The organism is Streptomyces sp. NPDC058691 (assembly GCF_042714775.1).
Classification (GTDB): Bacteria; Actinomycetota; Actinomycetes; order Streptomycetales; family Streptomycetaceae; genus Actinacidiphila.
In genome coordinates this window covers 160117-175906 of record NZ_JBHXSO010000004.1, presented here as the reverse complement: position 1 = coordinate 175906, position 15790 = coordinate 160117, and the positions used below count along the sequence as shown (strand labels likewise).

15 protein-coding genes are annotated in these 15790 nt (G+C 74.6%); 4 read left to right on the top strand and 11 right to left on the bottom strand.

The genetic code is table 11. From position 1 onward, the window contains the following. Positions 1–9: 9 nt before the first annotated feature. The 4 genes from ACFWVC_RS04900 to ACFWVC_RS04885 form a co-directional block, all read right to left on the bottom strand. Positions 10–270 carry a hypothetical protein gene (locus ACFWVC_RS04900; protein WP_384277414.1) on the bottom strand — a complete coding sequence of 87 codons (261 nt, stop codon included), beginning with the start codon at positions 268–270 and terminating at the stop codon, positions 10–12. Further along, positions 267–812 (bottom strand): GbsR/MarR family transcriptional regulator, encoded by a 546-nt coding sequence (locus ACFWVC_RS04895; protein ID WP_384277407.1) that lies wholly within the window; start codon positions 810–812, stop codon positions 267–269. Before ACFWVC_RS04895 ends, ACFWVC_RS04900 begins: the two co-directional genes overlap by 4 nt. 48 nt (positions 813–860) lie before the next feature. Then, the gene (locus ACFWVC_RS04890) at positions 861–1802 is read right to left on the bottom strand and encodes a hypothetical protein (protein WP_384277400.1); all 942 of its coding nucleotides are present in this window, start codon (positions 1800–1802) and stop codon (positions 861–863) included. A 92-nt stretch (positions 1803–1894) separates the two neighbouring features. Beyond that, positions 1895–3490 (bottom strand): serine/threonine-protein kinase, encoded by a 1596-nt coding sequence (locus tag ACFWVC_RS04885; RefSeq protein WP_384277393.1) that lies wholly within the window; start codon positions 3488–3490, stop codon positions 1895–1897. A gap of 202 nt (positions 3491–3692) precedes the next feature. Here ACFWVC_RS04885 and ACFWVC_RS04880 point away from each other — a divergent pair, with 202 nt between their 5' ends. Both ACFWVC_RS04880 and ACFWVC_RS04875 read left to right on the top strand, forming a co-directional pair. Then, the gene (locus tag ACFWVC_RS04880) at positions 3693–4853 is read left to right on the top strand and encodes an exonuclease SbcCD subunit D (protein WP_384277388.1); all 1161 of its coding nucleotides are present in this window, start codon (positions 3693–3695) and stop codon (positions 4851–4853) included. Next, positions 4853–7855, top strand: coding sequence for an AAA family ATPase (locus ACFWVC_RS04875; RefSeq protein WP_384277384.1), 3003 nt, complete (start codon positions 4853–4855; stop codon positions 7853–7855). Before ACFWVC_RS04880 ends, ACFWVC_RS04875 begins: the two co-directional genes overlap by 1 nt. On the opposite strand, the gene ACFWVC_RS04870 is transcribed toward ACFWVC_RS04875, so the two are convergent. Next, positions 7820–8269, bottom strand: coding sequence for an Lrp/AsnC family transcriptional regulator (locus ACFWVC_RS04870; protein WP_384277380.1), 450 nt, complete (start codon positions 8267–8269; stop codon positions 7820–7822). The genes ACFWVC_RS04875 and ACFWVC_RS04870 overlap by 36 nt on opposite strands. Before the next feature lie 94 nt (positions 8270–8363). On the opposite strand from ACFWVC_RS04870, the gene ACFWVC_RS04865 reads away from it, so the two are divergent. Then, complete coding sequence (locus ACFWVC_RS04865; RefSeq protein WP_384277374.1) at positions 8364–8873, top strand: rhodanese-like domain-containing protein; 510 nt, start codon at positions 8364–8366, stop codon at positions 8871–8873. Between the two features lie 209 nt (positions 8874–9082). On the opposite strand, the gene ACFWVC_RS04860 is transcribed toward ACFWVC_RS04865, so the two are convergent. The 5 genes from ACFWVC_RS04860 to ACFWVC_RS04840 all read right to left on the bottom strand — a co-directional run bounded on the left by ACFWVC_RS04860 (position 9083) and on the right by ACFWVC_RS04840 (position 13219). Further along, the gene (locus ACFWVC_RS04860) at positions 9083–9241 is read right to left on the bottom strand and encodes a hypothetical protein (RefSeq protein ID WP_384277368.1); all 159 of its coding nucleotides are present in this window, start codon (positions 9239–9241) and stop codon (positions 9083–9085) included. Positions 9242–9261: 20 nt separating this feature from the next. After that, positions 9262–10071 (bottom strand): ATP-grasp domain-containing protein, encoded by an 810-nt coding sequence (locus ACFWVC_RS04855; RefSeq protein WP_384277361.1) that lies wholly within the window; start codon positions 10069–10071, stop codon positions 9262–9264. Between the two features lie 53 nt (positions 10072–10124). Continuing rightward, entirely contained in the window at positions 10125–10655 is a 531-nt protein-coding gene (locus ACFWVC_RS04850; RefSeq protein WP_384277355.1) for a GNAT family N-acetyltransferase, read from the bottom strand. A 359-nt stretch (positions 10656–11014) separates the two neighbouring features. Continuing rightward, positions 11015–12688, bottom strand: a complete 1674-nt coding sequence (locus tag ACFWVC_RS04845) for a DUF885 domain-containing protein (protein WP_384277353.1) — start codon at positions 12686–12688, stop codon at positions 11015–11017. Positions 12689–12736: 48 nt separating this feature from the next. Beyond that, positions 12737–13219, bottom strand: coding sequence for an Lrp/AsnC family transcriptional regulator (locus tag ACFWVC_RS04840; protein ID WP_319660717.1), 483 nt, complete (start codon positions 13217–13219; stop codon positions 12737–12739). 59 nt (positions 13220–13278) lie between these two features. On the opposite strand from ACFWVC_RS04840, the gene ACFWVC_RS04835 reads away from it, so the two are divergent. Then, complete coding sequence (locus ACFWVC_RS04835; protein WP_384277350.1) at positions 13279–14460, top strand: trans-sulfuration enzyme family protein; 1182 nt, start codon at positions 13279–13281, stop codon at positions 14458–14460. On the opposite strand, the gene ACFWVC_RS04830 is transcribed toward ACFWVC_RS04835, so the two are convergent. Then, positions 14414–15772: a GNAT family N-acetyltransferase gene (locus ACFWVC_RS04830; protein ID WP_384277347.1), complete on the bottom strand. Its 1359-nt coding sequence runs from the start codon at positions 15770–15772 to the stop codon at positions 14414–14416. The genes ACFWVC_RS04835 and ACFWVC_RS04830 overlap by 47 nt on opposite strands. Positions 15773–15790 lie beyond the last annotated feature (18 nt).

Sequence of the window (15790 nt, the reverse complement as noted above, 5' to 3'; positions counted from 1 at the left end):
GGCGGCGCCTCACTCGGCCGTGAGCTCGCTCAGCTGCTCGGCGGCGGTGGCGTTTCCGGCGTCCGCGAGGCGGCGGAGTTCGTCCAGGTCCTCGTTCTCGGTGGCGAGTTCGATGAGCAGATCGGCGGCGTCGCTGTTTCCGGCGTCGGAGAAGCGACGGAGCAGGTCCATGTCGCCGTGCTCGGCGGCCAGTTCGATGAGCTGGTCGATCGCGTCGCTGTCGCCGGCATCGGCCTCGGCACGGAGTCCGGCCGGAAGGTAGTCGGTCATGTCGATGCTTCTCCCTGGTGTCCTTGGTGTCCTTGGCGTGCTTGGTGTTCGCCCGGTGTGGGCAGGGTCCCCGCGGCGCGGAGGGCGTCGCGGTGCGCGTGCCACTCGTCGAGGAGCACGGGCAGGCGTGCGCCGAGGAAGTCGGCGAGTGCGACCATCTCCTCCAGCGCCGCGCGACGTTCCGCAGGGGCGTCGGTGAGCAGCGCCAGCCCCTCCCGGAAGAGGGCGGCGTGTTCCCGGTGGATCGCGGAGTCGAAGTTCTGCGGTTGCTGACTCGCCGGGTTGATGTCCACCCGGTCCACCCGCTCGCCGGCGGCGCGGGTGCGACGCGCCATCCGGTAGGTCTCCAGCAGCTTGACCGCTCCGGTGATCGCGCTGCGGCTGGCCAGCAGGGCGTCGCTCAACTCGTCGATCGTCTGCTGTGGCGGATCGCAGACGAACAGGTAGCCCAGCAGCCGCCCGGCCATCGGGGGGAAGCCGTATTGGCGCGCGTAGAAGCGGCCGACGTGGTCGGCGAAGATCAACTGCGCATCGTGCGGCATGCCGCCACGATATCAGTCCCGACCGAGATGACAGTAATAAGTGTCATCTCATGCGTCCACTGCGGAACCCCTCCGTGCCGCGCGGGCGGCGCCCGCCGTCGTCACAAGCCACATCGCCACCGCGATCCACAGCAGTACGCGCCCCAGTACGCCGAGCCACGGGAAGCCCGTCGGCGCCGAGGCCGACAGGCAGGTCACCGCGGTCATGCCGAGGGGGAAGACGGTGGCCCACCGGCGGATGTCGTACCGGGGGCGGGGCCAGCGCAGTTCGGCGTAGACGAGGAAGGGCAGCCACAGGAGAGCGGCCGCCAGGAGTGCCAGGGTGGCGGCGCGCAGGGGAGGGTGCAGGGCCGGGGCCCAGCCGAGCGGGCCGCCCGGGTCGGTGGCGACCGTCAGCCGGGCGCAGGCGAGGGCGTTGATCGACAGAGCCCCGCCCGCGATCCAGTGGTCGCCGAGCGCGGTGCGGACTTCCCGCCGGTCGAACCGCGTGAGCGCCACACCGTAGAGGACCACGCCCAGCACCAGGAACACGAGCGCGGGCAGGCACAGCCAGTCGAGCCGCCACGCCACGGCCAGCGTGGCGGCGCCCACGGCCAACGCCGCCGTTGCCACGCTGACGAGAAAGACCACGCCCGGAAGGCGCCGCGCGCGGTTGCGGAGCACCGGCACGAGCAGCGGTGCCCATGCCGCGGCGGACAACGCCAGGGCGACCGCCGCGGCGGTCTGCCGGCCCCGCTGCGACAGGCAGGTGCCCAGGATGCAGGTGGCCGCCACCGCCGTCAGCGCGGGCGGTGTCATGGCCTCCCGCCGCCACTGCTCCGTGCACCCGATGAGCCGTACCGCGAAGGTCACCGCGAGCGCGACCCACACCGCGCCGCCGAGCGCGAGCGCCACCGCGGACAGCACCTGATGACCCGTCATCCCGAAACCGACGCTGATGATGCAGGTCGCCATCACGAACGTGCCGGCCGCGGGTGTCAGTGTGTTCACCGTGCCCACGGTGGGCCCGCGACGTGCCCGGGTCAGCCCCACACGCCGGGGTACCGCCGACCGGGGCGCCGAGGCGTCGGGGCGTCAGGGCGTCAGGGCTTCATGACGAGGTTGACCTTGCCCTGGAGTGTGGCCCGGACATAGCAGGTGCGGTAGTCGTCCGTCCGGTACAGCGACATGTAGCGGACGTGGTCGATGCTGCCCGAATCGACGATCAGGTACATGTTCTTCGGGTGGGCCACTCCGCAGTCCTTTTCGGCCCGCTTCATCAGGGCGGGGAGGGCCTCCCAGCGGACGGAGTCGAGGTCGATCAGTGCGTCCTCGGGATCGACGGTGCCGCCGGCGCCCCACTTGCCGGCCGCGCCGTCGCGGTAGAGGGAGCCGTCGTAGATGGTCTTGTCGGACTTCGTGGGGGCGTCGAAGGTCGCGAAGTCCGGGTACAGGGTGAGCTTCAGCACCTTGGTGCCGCCCGACACCCCCTGGACGACGCCCGCCATGGAGCGGCCCCCCGCGACGCTGAGCAGCTTTCCCGCGGCGGGCGGCTGCGGGGACGTCGAGCCGGAGGCGTGCGCGCCGCCGCCACCGCCGTGCAGGTCCGGGAGGAGCGTCCACAGCAGCGCGCCCGCGAGGCCGACCGCCGCGACGGCGGACGCGGACGCCACGACGAGGGCGCGCCCGTGGCGGCGGGAAGGAATGGCGGTCCGCATGGGCCGGTACGTCGGCGTCGGCGGCGGCCCGAAGCCGGCGGGCACCGCGTCCACGGGCGGGGCCGGACCGAGGGCGGGCGCGGGCGCGGGGTAGGGGGCCGGAGGCGCCGGCAAGTGCGGCGCGGGCACCCCGCCCCGTTCGGCCTCCACGAGCATGCCGTCGAGGCTCCCGGCGTCGGGCCGTGCGCCCGCGTCCCGGACGAGCAGCGCGTCGAGCACCGGTGCGAGCGGCCCGGAACGCGCCGCCGGCGGCAGGGGTTCGTCGAGGATCGCGACGAGCGTGGCGATGCTGGTCTCGCGGCGCAGCGGATGGGCGCCCTCCACCGCGACGTACAGCATCATGCCGAGCGACCACAGGTCGGACGCGGGGTTGCCCTCGTCGCCGCGGATGCGCTCGGGGGCCATGTACTCGGGCGAGCCGATGAGGCCCCCGGTGGTGGTTAGCCGGGGGGAGCCGCCGAGCGTGGCGATGCCGAAGTCCGTGAGCACGGGCGTGCCGTCGGGCCGCAGCAGCACGTTCGCCGGTTTCACGTCGCGGTGGTGGACCCCGGCCGCGTGGGCGGCGCGCAGCCCGGCGAGGACGCCGCGCCCGATGCGGGCCGCCTCCCGCGGCGCCAGCGGGCCACGGGCGATCAGGTCCTGGAACGTGCCGCCGGTCACCAGCTCCATGACCAGCCACGGGTGGGCGAGGTCCGTTCTGTCGACGATGTGGTGGATCGTGACGACGTTGGGATGGTGCACCCGGGCCAGCGCGCGGGCCTCGCGCAGCACGCGCTCCCGTACCTTCGCCGCCGCCTCGGGGTCGGAGGTGGCCAAGTCCGGTTCGGGCGGGCGGACTTCCTTCAGTGCGACCTCGCGGTGCAGGGCGGTGTCCCGGGCCCGCCACACCAGGCCCATGCCCCCACCGCCGAGCCGTTCCAGCAGCTCGAAGCGATCGTCGACGAAGGGTATGAGGGGTCTGCCGGAGTCGCTCGCCGTCATGGCGGTCATCGTACGGGCCGCCACCGGCCGCCGTGGCCGCATCTGACCGGCCTTGCCCGGATTCGGACTCCCGCGCCGCGTTGTCACTGGTGGCGGATAGCCTGATCGGCGAAGCGCATGGGAAGGGTGGGGACACCGGTTCTCCTGCGGAGGATGCGGGACGAGAGCCGGAGGAGCGGAACATGCGGGTGGGGGAGTCACGGTGAGGTTGCTGCACACCTCCGACTGGCACCTGGGGCGGTCCTTCCACCGGGTCGGGCTGCTGGACGCCCAGGCGGCGTTCGTCGACCACATGGTGGCCACCGTGCGCGAGCAGCGCGTCGACGCCGTGCTCGTCGCGGGGGACGTGTACGACCGGGCGCTGCCGTCGCTGCCGGCGGTCGAGCTCTTCGACCGCACCCTGCACCGGCTCGCCGAACTGGCCGTGCCCACGGTGATGATCTCCGGCAACCACGACTCGGGCCGCCGGCTCGGCGTCGCCTCCGGGCTCATCGACCGCGCCGGCATCCACCTGCGCACCGACCCGGCGGGCTGCGCGACCCCCGTCGTCCTGGTCGACGCGCACGGGCCGGTCGCGCTGTACGGGCTGCCCTACCTCGAACCCGCCCTGGTGCGCGAGGAGTTCGCCGTGGAGCGCGCCGGGCACACCGAGGTGCTGTCGGCCGCCATGGAGCGCGTGCGCGCCGATCTCGCCGCCCGCCCCGCCGGCACCCGCTCCGTGGTCCTGGCGCACGCCTTCGTCGCGGGCGGCGCGCCCAGCGACAGCGAACGCGACATCACCGTCGGCGGTGTCGCCGCCGTGCCCGCCGGGGTCTTCGACGGCGTCGACTACGTGGCCCTCGGCCATCTGCACGGCGCGCAGACGATCACCGACCGTGTGCGCTACTCCGGCTCCCCGCTCGCCTACTCCTTCTCCGAGGCCGACCACCGCAAGAGCACGTGGCTGGTGGACCTCGGTGCCGACGGCTCCGTGACCGCCGAGCGGATCGACTGCCCGGTTCCCCGGCGGCTCGCCCGTATCCGGGGCCGGCTCGACGACCTGCTGGCCGACCCCGCCCACGCGCGCCACGAGGACGCCTGGGTGGAGGTCACCCTGACCGACCCGTACCGGCCGCACGACGCGATGGTGCGGCTCCGTGAGCGCTTCCCGCACGCGCTCGCGCTCGCCTTCGAGCCCGAGCGCGCCGACGAGGACCCGCACGCCTCGTACGCCGAGCGCCTGCGGGGCCGCACGGACCGCCAGATCGCCGAGGACTTCGTGGCCCACGTACGCGGCACCGCCCCCGACACCGCCGAACGGGCCGTCCTGCGCGACGCCCTGGACGCGGTCCGCACCGACGCCGCCCGCGCGGAGACCGACTGATGCGCCTGCACCGCCTGACCCTCACCGCCTTCGGGCCCTTCGCCGGCAGCCACACCGTCGACTTCGACGAGCTGTCCTCGGCCGGGCTGTTCCTGCTGCACGGCGCGACCGGCGCGGGCAAGACCTCCGTGCTGGACGGCGTCTGCTACGCCCTGTACGGCGGCGTTCCCGGCAGCCGGCCCGGCAACCGGCTGCGCAGCGACCACGCCGGTACGGACACGCCGACCGAGGTCGTCCTGGACCTCACCGTCGGCGGTCGGCGGCTGGAGGTCACCCGCCGCCCCGAGCAGCCGCGCCCGAAGAAGCGCGGCAGCGGCTTCACCATGGAGAAGGCCGTCACGCTGCTGCGCGAGCAGTCGGCCGGGCAGTGGCGGGCGCTGAGCAAGTCGCACCAGGAGGCGGGAGAGGAACTGCTGCGGCTGATCGGCATGAGCCGTGAGCAGTTCTGCCAGGTCGTGCTGCTGCCGCAGGGCGAGTTCGCGACGTTCCTGCGGGCCACCGCCACCGATCGTGCCGCCCTGCTCGGCAAGCTCTTCGACACGCGGCGCTTCAAGGCGGCCGAGGAATGGCTCAAGGCGCAGCGCAACGCCGCCCAGGCCCGGGTGCGGGCCGGGGACGAGGAGTTGCTGCGGCTCGCGCACGGGATGCAGCAGGCCGCCGGCGACGGCTCCGAACGCCTGGAGGACTGGCTGCCCGAGGGCGCCGAAGCCGGGCACCCCGACTTCGCCCCGCACGTGCTGCAGTGGGCGGCGGTCCTGCGCGCGACGGCTCGTGAGCAGTCCGCCGTCGCCGACCTCGCCACCACCGCGGCCGAGACGGCGCACGCCGAGGCCCAGCGCGCGGCCGAGGCGGTGCACGAACTGCACGCGCTCCAGCGGCGGTACGCCGTCGCCACCCGCCGCGCCGAGGTCCTGGCCGAGCAGAACGAGCTCCGTGACCGCGAGGAGGCGGTCCTGGAGACCGCCCGCCGGGCCGAAGCCGTCGGGCCCGCGCTGGACCTGCGGGACCGCGCGGCCGCCCGGCACCGGCGCGCGGCCGAGGAGGAGCGGGCCGCCCGCGTGGATCTCCCCGCGGCGCTCGCCGGCGCGGGCGCCGACCAGCTCACCGCGTACGGGAACGGGCTGCGCGAGGAACTGGGGGGCCTCGCCGAGGCCGGCCGCGCCGAGCACCGTGCGGCCGAACTCGTGGCCGAACGCGCCCGGCTGGACCGCGAGACCGGCGCCGACGAGCAGCTGATCGCCGACACCGGCGACTGGCTGGAGGACTGGGAGGGCGTACGTCTCGGCCACGAGCGCCGCATCGACACCGCCCAGGCCGCCGCCACCCGCGCCGCCGAGCTCGCCGGCACCCTCGACTCCTCCCGCCGCCGGTTGGCGGCGGCCCGTGAACGCGACGCCCGGGAGCGGGAGTTGCGTGGCGCCGAGGAGCGGCACCGGGCCGCCCGGGACGCCGCCGCCGATGCCCGCGACCACTGGCAGGACGTCCGCGAGGCCCGCATCAACGGCATCGCCGCCGAACTCGCGGCCCGGCTCCGCGACGGCGAGGGCTGCCTGGTCTGCGGCGCGACCGAACACCCGCACCCCGCCCGGCCCTCGGACCGCCAGGTCGGCCGCGCCGAGGAGGAGGCCGCCCAGGCCGCCCACCAGGAGGCCGCCGCCGCCCGCGAGAGCGCCCAGGAACACCTCGTCCGCGTCACAGCGGTTCGCGACGCCGCCGTCGCCGAGGCGGGGCGGACGCCCGAGGCCGAACTCGCCGCCTCCCACGCGGAACTGGAGCACGCCTGCCGCGAGGCGGCCGCCGCGGCCGCCGCGCTGCCCGAGGCCCGGCAGGCCCTCGACCGGGCCGTCGCGGAGCACGGCCGCCGCACGCTCCTGCGGCACGAGGCCGTGAGCCGTGTCGCCTCCGTCACCTCCCGCCGCGAGGTGCTGGACCAGGAGCACACCGCGCTTGTCGAGCAACTGGCGCGCGCCCGGGCCGGATTCGCCACCGTCGCGGAACGGCGCGCCCGTCTCGCGGCGCAGGCCGAGAGGATCGACACCGCGGCCGGGGCCGCCCGTGCCGAGCAGGACACCGCCCGCGCGCTCAAGGACGCCGACGCGGACCTCGCCGACGCCGCCTACCGCGCCGGGTTCGACACCCCCGAGGCCGCCGCGGCGGCGCTGCTGCCCACGGCCGAGGTGCAGCGGCTGCGGCAGCGCGCGGAGGAACGGCGCCGTGAGGAGACCGCCGTCACCGCCGAACTGACCGCGCTGGACGTCGCGGAAGCGGCCGGGCTGCCGGCCGCCGACCCCGAGGGCGCCCGCCGCGCCGTCGAGGACGCCACCCGGGAGCTGCGCGGCGCCGCGGCGCGCCAGGACGCGGCCCGTACGACCTGCGCCGCGCTCGACCGCCTCGGCGCCGAGGCGCTGACCCGTACCCGCGAACTGGCGCCCCTTCGAGGCGAGTACGCCCGGCTGCGCCGGATGGCCGACCTGGCCACCGGCACCGGTGAGAACACGCTCCGGATGGAGCTGGAGACCTATGTGCTGGCCGCCCGCCTGGAGCAGGTGGCGGCCGCCGCGAGCGTGCGCCTCCAGCGCATGTCCTCCGGCCGGTACACCCTCGTCCACACCGACGCCCGCGCCTCACGGGGCGTCAAGTCGGGCCTCGGCCTCATGGCCGTCGACGCCTGGACGGGCACCGAACGCGACACCGCCACCCTGTCCGGCGGCGAGACCTTCTTCGCCTCGCTCGCCCTGGCGCTCGGCCTCGCCGACGTCGTCACCGACGAGGCGGGCGGGGCCCGGCTGGACACCCTGTTCATCGACGAGGGCTTCGGCAGCCTCGACGAGCAGACCCTCGACGAGGTGCTGGACGTGCTCGACGGGCTACGCGAGCGGGACCGCGCGGTCGGTCTCGTCAGCCACGTCGCCGACCTGCGCCAGCGCATCCCCGCGCAGTTGCAGGTGGTCAAGGGGCAGCACGGCTCATCCCTGCGCCACCGCGCGGCGGGCGAGCGGTGAGGAGTAGACGACGCTCGTCGTCACCGAACCGAGGCCGGCGATACGGCCGGTGATCTCCTCCAGGTGGCGCATCGAGCGCGCGGTGACCTTCATGATGAAGCAGTCGTCGCCCGTGACGTGATGCGCCTCCAGCACCTCGGGCGTCGACGCCAGCAGGTCGTGGAACGGTTTGTAGTTGCCGTGCGGATAGCGCAGCCGCACGAAGGCGAGGATCGGCCGGCCGATCCGGTCCAGGTCGACCACCGCGGAGTAGCCGGTGATCACCCCGGCCTCCTCCAGCCGTCGCACGCGCTCGGTCACGGCGCTGGCGGACATCGCCACCGCCCTGGCGAGCTCGGCGTAACTGGCCCGGCCGTCGCGCTGCAGGGCGTCCAGAATGCGCCAATCGGTCGCGTCAAGGGATTCCACGGTCATGGACGGTTTCTAGCAGGGGATTCCCCGGCCGGACAAGCGTGGCGCCGGGGAACGCGCCTTCCGAGCCGCGATCTCCGGCCGTAGATTCCTGGCCATGACGCAGACCTCCGCGCTTTCCGGAACCCCTTCCGCCACCGGTACCGGCAACCCCGTGCTGCGCGTGCCGCCCGCCGCGCCCGCCCAGGCCGCGGCGTACTTCGCCGCGAGCCTCGCCTTCCACACGGACGTCTCCGATGTCGCCGCCGCGCCGGCCGCCGGCGGCGACCCCGGCTTCGTGCTCGTCGACTCCCGTTCCACCGAGGCCTGGGAGCAGGGGCACATCCCCGGGGCCGTGCACCTGCCGACCGCGGACATCCCGCGACTGGCGCCCGCACTCCTCGACCCCGCCGTCCCCGTCGTCGTCCACTGCTGGGGCCCCGGCTGCAACGGCGCCACGCGCGCCGCGCTCGCGCTGGCGATGCTCGGCTACCAGGTCAAGGAGATGCTCGGCGGCATGGAGTACTGGATCCGCGAGGGCTTCGCCTACGAGTCGGCCGCTGGCACCGAACAGCGGCCCGCCGACCCGCTCACCGCCCCCACCGGCGCGGGCGACTGCGGCTGCTGACGCGCCGGAGGCGCGTGTCGTGCGGTCCGGATCCCGCCGCCGGTGCGGTGGCGCGTAGGCGCCATGTCGAGCACCGCGTCCTCGTCGGGGGCGTGGTGCCGGCTCGCCCAGGCGGCGTTGGCCGCGGCCGGTCGTTCGTGCGGTCCGGGCGGGAACAGCGGTGGGGCGGAGTTCGGGACCTCGTTCCGCTGCTGCTGCTGACGCGGCGTTCAGCGGACGACGGAGGCGTCGGGCCACCGGAAGCGCGCGTCGCGCGGTCCGCAGATAGCCGCGGGGGCGGCCGCGCGCAGCACGACGTCGAGCACCGCGTTCTCGTCGGGGGCGTGGTGCCGGCTCGCCCGGGCCGTGTTCGGCCGCGGCCGAGGCAAGCCGTTGGGGCAGCCCGCGCTCAGCGGACGACGGAGGCGACGGGTCGCCGGAAGCGGGCGTCCCGGGGTCCGGACGTGGCCGCGGGGGCGGCCGCGCGCAGCACGGCGTCGAGCACCGCGTCCTCGTCGCAGGCGTAGTGCCCGCTCGCCCAGGCCGCGTTGGCCTCGACCACGGCCCACTCGCCGTTGACGCGGCCCACGTCGACCACGATCGCGGCAGGCAGTTCGGGCAGCTGCGGACGCCCGGGCGCGACCAGCCGCGCGGCGAAGTCCAGGACCTCGGCCCGCGCGGGGTCGGTGTCGAGCGGCGCGACGTCCAGCTCGCCGTCCGTCGCGTAGCGGCTGCCCGTCAGCACTTCGCCGTCGCGCAGGAAGAGCCGGTACTCCACCTCGAAGGCGACGATGTCGCTGACCAGTACCGGCACGTCGTCGTCCACCGCGTCCGGGCCCGGCAGTCCGCTGCCGTCCCGGTACACGCGGGCCGGGAAGCTCTTGTCGTTGGGCGGCTTCACGAACGCCGGCCGGCGCAGCCGACGGGCCTCCGCCAGCGCGGTGAAGGCAATGTGGCGGAGTGTCAGGTCTCGGGGGAGGCGGGCGAGCCAGTCCGCGTCCGCCTCCAGCAGCGCGAGGTTCAGGTCGCCCGCGACCGCGTCGGCGAAGAGCGGTCCGGCGTACAGGGACGGGCCGGGCGCGTTCCGCAGCTCGGCCGGCACGCGCCACTCCCGCAGGGTGTGCACGGGTATGCCGCGCCGGTGTGCGGCGGCCGCCAGCGCGCGGCCGGTGGCCGTTGCACGGGGCGAGAGGAAGAGCGTACGGGCCGAGGTGTTCACAGTGGTCGATGATGGCCGGGCGAACCGTCCGGCGACACCGATTTACCGGCCGGTCACGCGGCGCGCAGCCGCAGTTCGTACGCCCGCTGCGCGTCGCGGTCCGCGACCCGGCCGAACCCCGCGCGCTCCAGAACCCGTTGTGACGGCCGGTTGCCCGGGTCGGTGGTGGCCAGCACCGTGCGGACCTCGGCACGGGTCAGCGCCCAGTGCGCGATCACACGGACGGCGTCGGTGGCCCAGCCGGCACCGCGGGCCGACTCCGAGAGGTCGTAGCCGATCTCGACGACCCCGTCGTCGACCGACGGCGGGCCGTGGAAGCCTATGCCGCCGAGAGCGAGGCCGTCCCCGGACCGCTGGATCACGAACAGGCCCCACCCGGGTGCGTACACCCCGGCGGCAGCGGCGATCGTGAGCATCCCCGCGGCGATGATCGTGCCCTCGCCGGGGCCGCCGTCGATCCAGGACAGGCCGGCCGGTTTGCCGTCGGCGAGCCGGGCCGCCTCCTGGGGGAGCTGTTCGCGCAGGACGATCCGGCCGTGCGTGAGCACCAGGCGGCCCTCGTCATGGCAGGCGTGCGGGATCATCGGGTGGCACCGTTCTTTCGGGGACCGGGAGTGCCGCGGAGGTGGCGCGGGCGGCGCTGACGCGGGCCGGACGGCCCATGGCGCCCGCCCCGGCCGGGCGGCCGGGATGTCCCGGGGATCCCGCGGATCCCGTGCACCCGCACGGTGTCCGTCCGCGCCGCCGGGGTCACGTGGCGACGGCACGCCGGATCCGCACAGAAGTCGAGCAACACCCCCATATGTGCAGCCTATCCGCCCCGCGTACCGTCAACAGGGCGTTACCGGACAGTCACTCGAAGGAACCCGCCACTCCGTCGCCGGCCGCCGTCCGGTGGCTGTCCGGTGGGGAACCGCCAACGGACAGCCACCGGAAGGCGCGGTCAGAGCCGGGACAGCTCGTCGACCAGGTCGTCCAGGCCCAGGGAGCCCTGGGACAGGGCGGCCATGTGCCAGGCCTTGGCGTCGAAGGCGTCGCCGTGGGCCGCGCGGGCGGCCTCCCGGCCCGCGAGCCAGGAGCGCTCGCCGAGCTTGTAGCCGATGGCCTGGCCGGGCATGCCGAGGTAGCGGATGATCTCGCTGTCGAGCATGGCGGCGCTGAGGCCGTTGTACGCGCCGAAGAAGTCGCGGCCGAGCTCCGGGGTCCAGGTCTCGCCGGGCCGGTACGGGCTGTCGTCCGGGATGCGCAGTTCCAGGTGCATGCCGATGTCGAGGATCACGCGGGTGGCGCGCAGCATCTGGGCGTTGAGGTAGCCGAGGCGGCGGCCCGGGTCGGTGAGGAAGCCGAGCTCGTCCATGAGGCGCTCGGCGTACAGGGCCCAGCCCTCGGCGTTGGCGCTGACCTGGCCGAGGGTGGCCTGGTAGCGGGAGAGCCGGTCGGCGACGTAGGCCCACTGCGCGAGCTGGAGGTGGTGGCCGGGCACACCCTCGTGGTACCAGGTGCTGACCAGGTCCCAGACCGGGAAGCGCTCCCGGCCCAGCGTCGGCAGCCAGGTGCGGCCGGGCCGGGAGAAGTCGAGCGACGGCGCGGTGTAGTAGGGCGCGGCGGCGCTGCCGGGCGGGGCGATGCGGGACTCGACCTGCTTCACCGGATCGGCGAGGTCGAAGTGCGTGCCGTCGAGCGCGCTCATGGCCTCGTCCATCAGGGCCTGCAGCCACTCGCGGACCGCCTCGACGCCCTCGATGGCCTCGCCGTGCTCGTCGAGGTGGGCGAGCGCCTCCATGGGGGTGGAGCCGGGCAGCACCTTCTCCGCCTCGGTGCGCATCTCGGCCTCGATGCGGCGGAACTCCTCCCAGCCCCAGGCGTACGCCTCGTCCAGGTCGAGGTCCGAGCCGGTCCAGTAGCGCGCCCAGGTCGCGTAGCGCTCCCGGCCGACCGCGTCGGAGGTGCCCTCGACGGCGGGGGCATAGGAGTCGCGCAGCCAGTCGCGCAGCGCGGCCACGGCGCCGGTCGCCAGGGCGGCGCCCGCGTCCAGGTCGGTGCGCAGCGACTGCGGGCCGTCCTTGACGAACTGGGTGAACCAGCTGCCCGCCTCGTCCTCCAGCCACTCGCCGAGCTGGACGACGACGGTGGCGACCTGGCGAGGCCCGGCAGGCAGCTTGCGGTCCAGGCCCTCCTCCAAGGAGGCCCGGTAGCCCGCCAGGGCCTCCGGGACCGCGCGCAGCCGGGCGGCGACGGCGGCCCAGTCCTCGTCGGTCTCCGTGGGCATCAGCATGAAGACGCCGCGGACGGAGTGCACAGGGGAATGCAGGTTGCTGACGGCGCGCAGGCCTTCGCCCGCCTCGTGGACCGCCAGTTCCGCGGTGAGCCGCTCGCGCAGCAACCGGGCGCAGCGGCGCTCGTCGTCGTCCGGCACCTCGGCGGCATCGAGGGCGGCCAGGGTGCGCCGGGCAAGGTCCGCCTGGGCCTCCAGGCCCGCCGGCGAGAAGTCCGGTAGCCGGTCCTCGCCGGTCCGGACGCCCAGGTACGTGGCGGTGATGGGGTCGAGTTCGGCGGCCGCGTCGACGTAGGCGTCGGCGACCGTGCGGGGCAGCGCGCTGCCGGTGGTGTCGGACATGGTGACATCCTGGTACGGAGCGCCGTGCCGCGTCATCACCATTGCGGATCATATTGCTGACGCGGGCGGGAGCAGCGGCCCGCAGTCCCAGTGCTGGAAGATCAACCGGGTCTCGACGCGGGCGACTTCGGGCCGCGAGGTGAACTCGTCGACGACCAGGCGCTGCAGATCGCCGGTGCTCGCGACGGCGACGTGGACGAGGTAGTCGTCCGGGCCGGTGAGGTGGAAGAGCGACCGGGACTCGGCCAGCGCCCGCACCCGGTCCACGAAGGGGCCGATCAGCTCCCTGCGGTGCGGCCGTACCTGGACGGACAGCAGCGCCTCCAGCGGCCGTCCGAGCCGCGCGGGGTCGACCCGCAGCTCGTGGCCGAGGATCACCCCGGTGCGGCGCAGCCGGTTGACCCGGTCCAGGCAGGTGGACGGAGCGACCCCGCAGGCGGCGGCGAGGTCCCGGTAGGTCGTCCGGGCATCGTTCTGCAGGAGGCGCAGAATCTCGAGGTCGACCGGATCCAGAAGCACAGAATCGGACACCGGCCGAAATTAACACGGGCGATCACCACTACGGACCGGTAGCTGTTCAGCATCGGGCCATGGACACGACAGCCCAGCACCCATCCCGTTCCCGTGCCCTCGCCACCGAGGCCGTGCACGCGGGCCGCGAGGACCTCACGGACCTCGGCCTGCACGCGGTCCCCTTGGACCTGTCCACCACCTACCCCTCCCGGGACAGCCGCGCCGAGGCCGCGCGGCTGGACGACTTCGCCGCCACGGGCGCCGCGTTGCAGGGTTCGCCGGTCTACTCGCGCCTGGACAACCCCACCGTCGCCCGCTTCGAGACCGCGCTGGCCCGCCTGGAGGGTGCCGAGGCGGCCGTCGCCTTCGCCAGCGGCATGGCCGCGCTCACCGCCACGCTGCTGGCCCGCGCCGCCATGGGCCTGCGCCACGTGGTGGCCGTCCGCCCGCTGTACGGGTGCAGCGACCACTTGCTGACGGGCGGGCTGCTGGGCACCGAGGTGACCTGGACCGACCCGGCCGGCATCGCCGACGCCATCCGGCCCGACACCGGCCTGGTGCTGGTGGAGACCCCGGCCAACCCGACCCTCGCCGAGGTCGATCTGCGGGCCGTCGCCCACTCCTGCGGCACGGTGCCGCTGCTCGTCGACAACACTTTCGCGACGCCCGTCCTGCAGCGCCCGCTGGAGAGCGGAGCCCGGATCGTGCTGCACAGCGCCACCAAGTACCTCGGCGGGCACGGGGACGTGCTGGGCGGGGTCGTCGCCTGCGACGAGGAGTTCGCGCGCGTGCTGCGCAAGGTGCGCTTCGCGACCGGCGGCGTGCTCCATCCGCTCGCCGGGTACCTGCTGCTGCGCGGCCTGTCGACGCTGCCGGTACGGGTGCGGGCCGCGTCGGCGACGGCGGCCGCGCTGGTGGAGCGGCTGGCCGCGGACCCGCGGGTGGCACGGGTGCACTACCCGCGGATCGGCGGCGCCATGGTCGCGTTCGAGGTGCACGGCGACCCGCACGAGGTGATCGCCGGGGTGCGGCTGATCACCCCGGCGGTCAGCCTCGGCAGCGTCGACACGCTGATCCAGCATCCGGCCTCGATCAGCCACCGCATCGTGGACGAGGGCGACCGGCACGGCGCGGGCGTCAGCGACCGGCTGCTGCGGTTGTCGGTGGGCCTGGAGGACGCCGACGACCTCTGGGACGACCTGGACCGGGCGCTCAGCGCAGCGGAGCGCTCGCCTCGGCCGGCGACAGCGTCGCGGTGATGACCAGCGTGCCGTCCTCGACCTGGTAGTCCAGCGGCAGTCCCAGGCGGCGCATCATCGCGATCATCCCGGTGTTGGTCGCCCGGGTCACCGCGTACACGCTCTCGCAGTCGGCCTCGACGGCCTGGGCGACGAGTCGGCGCAGCAGTTCCAGCCCGATGCCGCGGCGCTGCCAGGCGTCCTCGACGAGCAGCGCGACCTCGGTCTCGTCGCCGTCCCACAGCAGGTGGGCGAGGGCGACGACGCGGCCGGAGACCGTCTCGACGGCGAGGGTCTGGCCGAACCGCGGGCTGAGCAGGTGGTTGAGGTAGCGGTCCACATCGGCCACCGGACCGTGGTATCGGTGGGCCAGTGTGGCCGGTGAGCAGCGCCGGTGCAGGTCCCGGGCGGCCGCGAGGTCCTCGGGGCCGGCCCGGCGGACGGTGATCTCGTTGCCCTCGGGCAGGGTCAGGACGTCCCGGTGCTCCGGGACCCGGACGCCCAGCCGGTCGTCCAGCTCGACCAGGGCGCGGGCGCGGGCGAACTCGGTCGGGGTGAACGGCAGATAGGCGCGTTCCACGGTGATCGTCCCTCCGGCGGGGTCGCGCAGCCGCATGACGGTCTCCTCCAGCGCGTCCTCGGCGATGTCGCCGCCGGGCCGGCCGGAAGGGATGGACCTTATGGTGCAGCGGCCGAACAACTGGCGCAGTGCCAGGGGGAGTTCGGCGGCGTCCATCGCGGTGCGGGTGGCCAGGGTCAGCATCCGGGTCGGGGTGTCGACGAGGTCGTGGGCGTCGGCCCGCTCGATCCAGGTGTCGCGGCCGCCCGCGGCGCCGGCCGCGCGGGTCAGTTCCCCGGCGGGCAGGCCCGCCGGGGCGCGCAGCAGGAACTCGTCGACGGTCCCGTCGGTCAGCGGGTGCGTCTGGAGGGTGAGGATGTCCACGCCGCGGGCGGCCAGTGCCGTGGTCACGGCGGCGAGGCTGCCGGGCGTGTCGCGCACGGTGGTCCGCATGCGCCACAGCGTCGTTCCGGCGTCCGGACCGGTGGCGGCGGAGCTTTCCCCCGGCTCCGCCGCCTCGGTGCCGATGGCGCCGCTCACGGGTGGCGAATGGCTGTGGTGGCGTGCCCACCATGTGTGGAAGCCGGCCGTGGCGATCAGGGCGGCGGCCGAGGCGCACAGCAGGACAGGGCCGTCCGGGCCGTGCCCGACAAGGTTGGCGATCAGGTCGGCGGTCGCGACCGCGACGAAGAGCGCGGCGAGCTCGACGACGTCGCGACGCCAATGGTGGCGTTGCCGACGGGAGTTGGTCGTGGCAGACGTCAGATCTGGCATGCAAACACCATGCCGAAC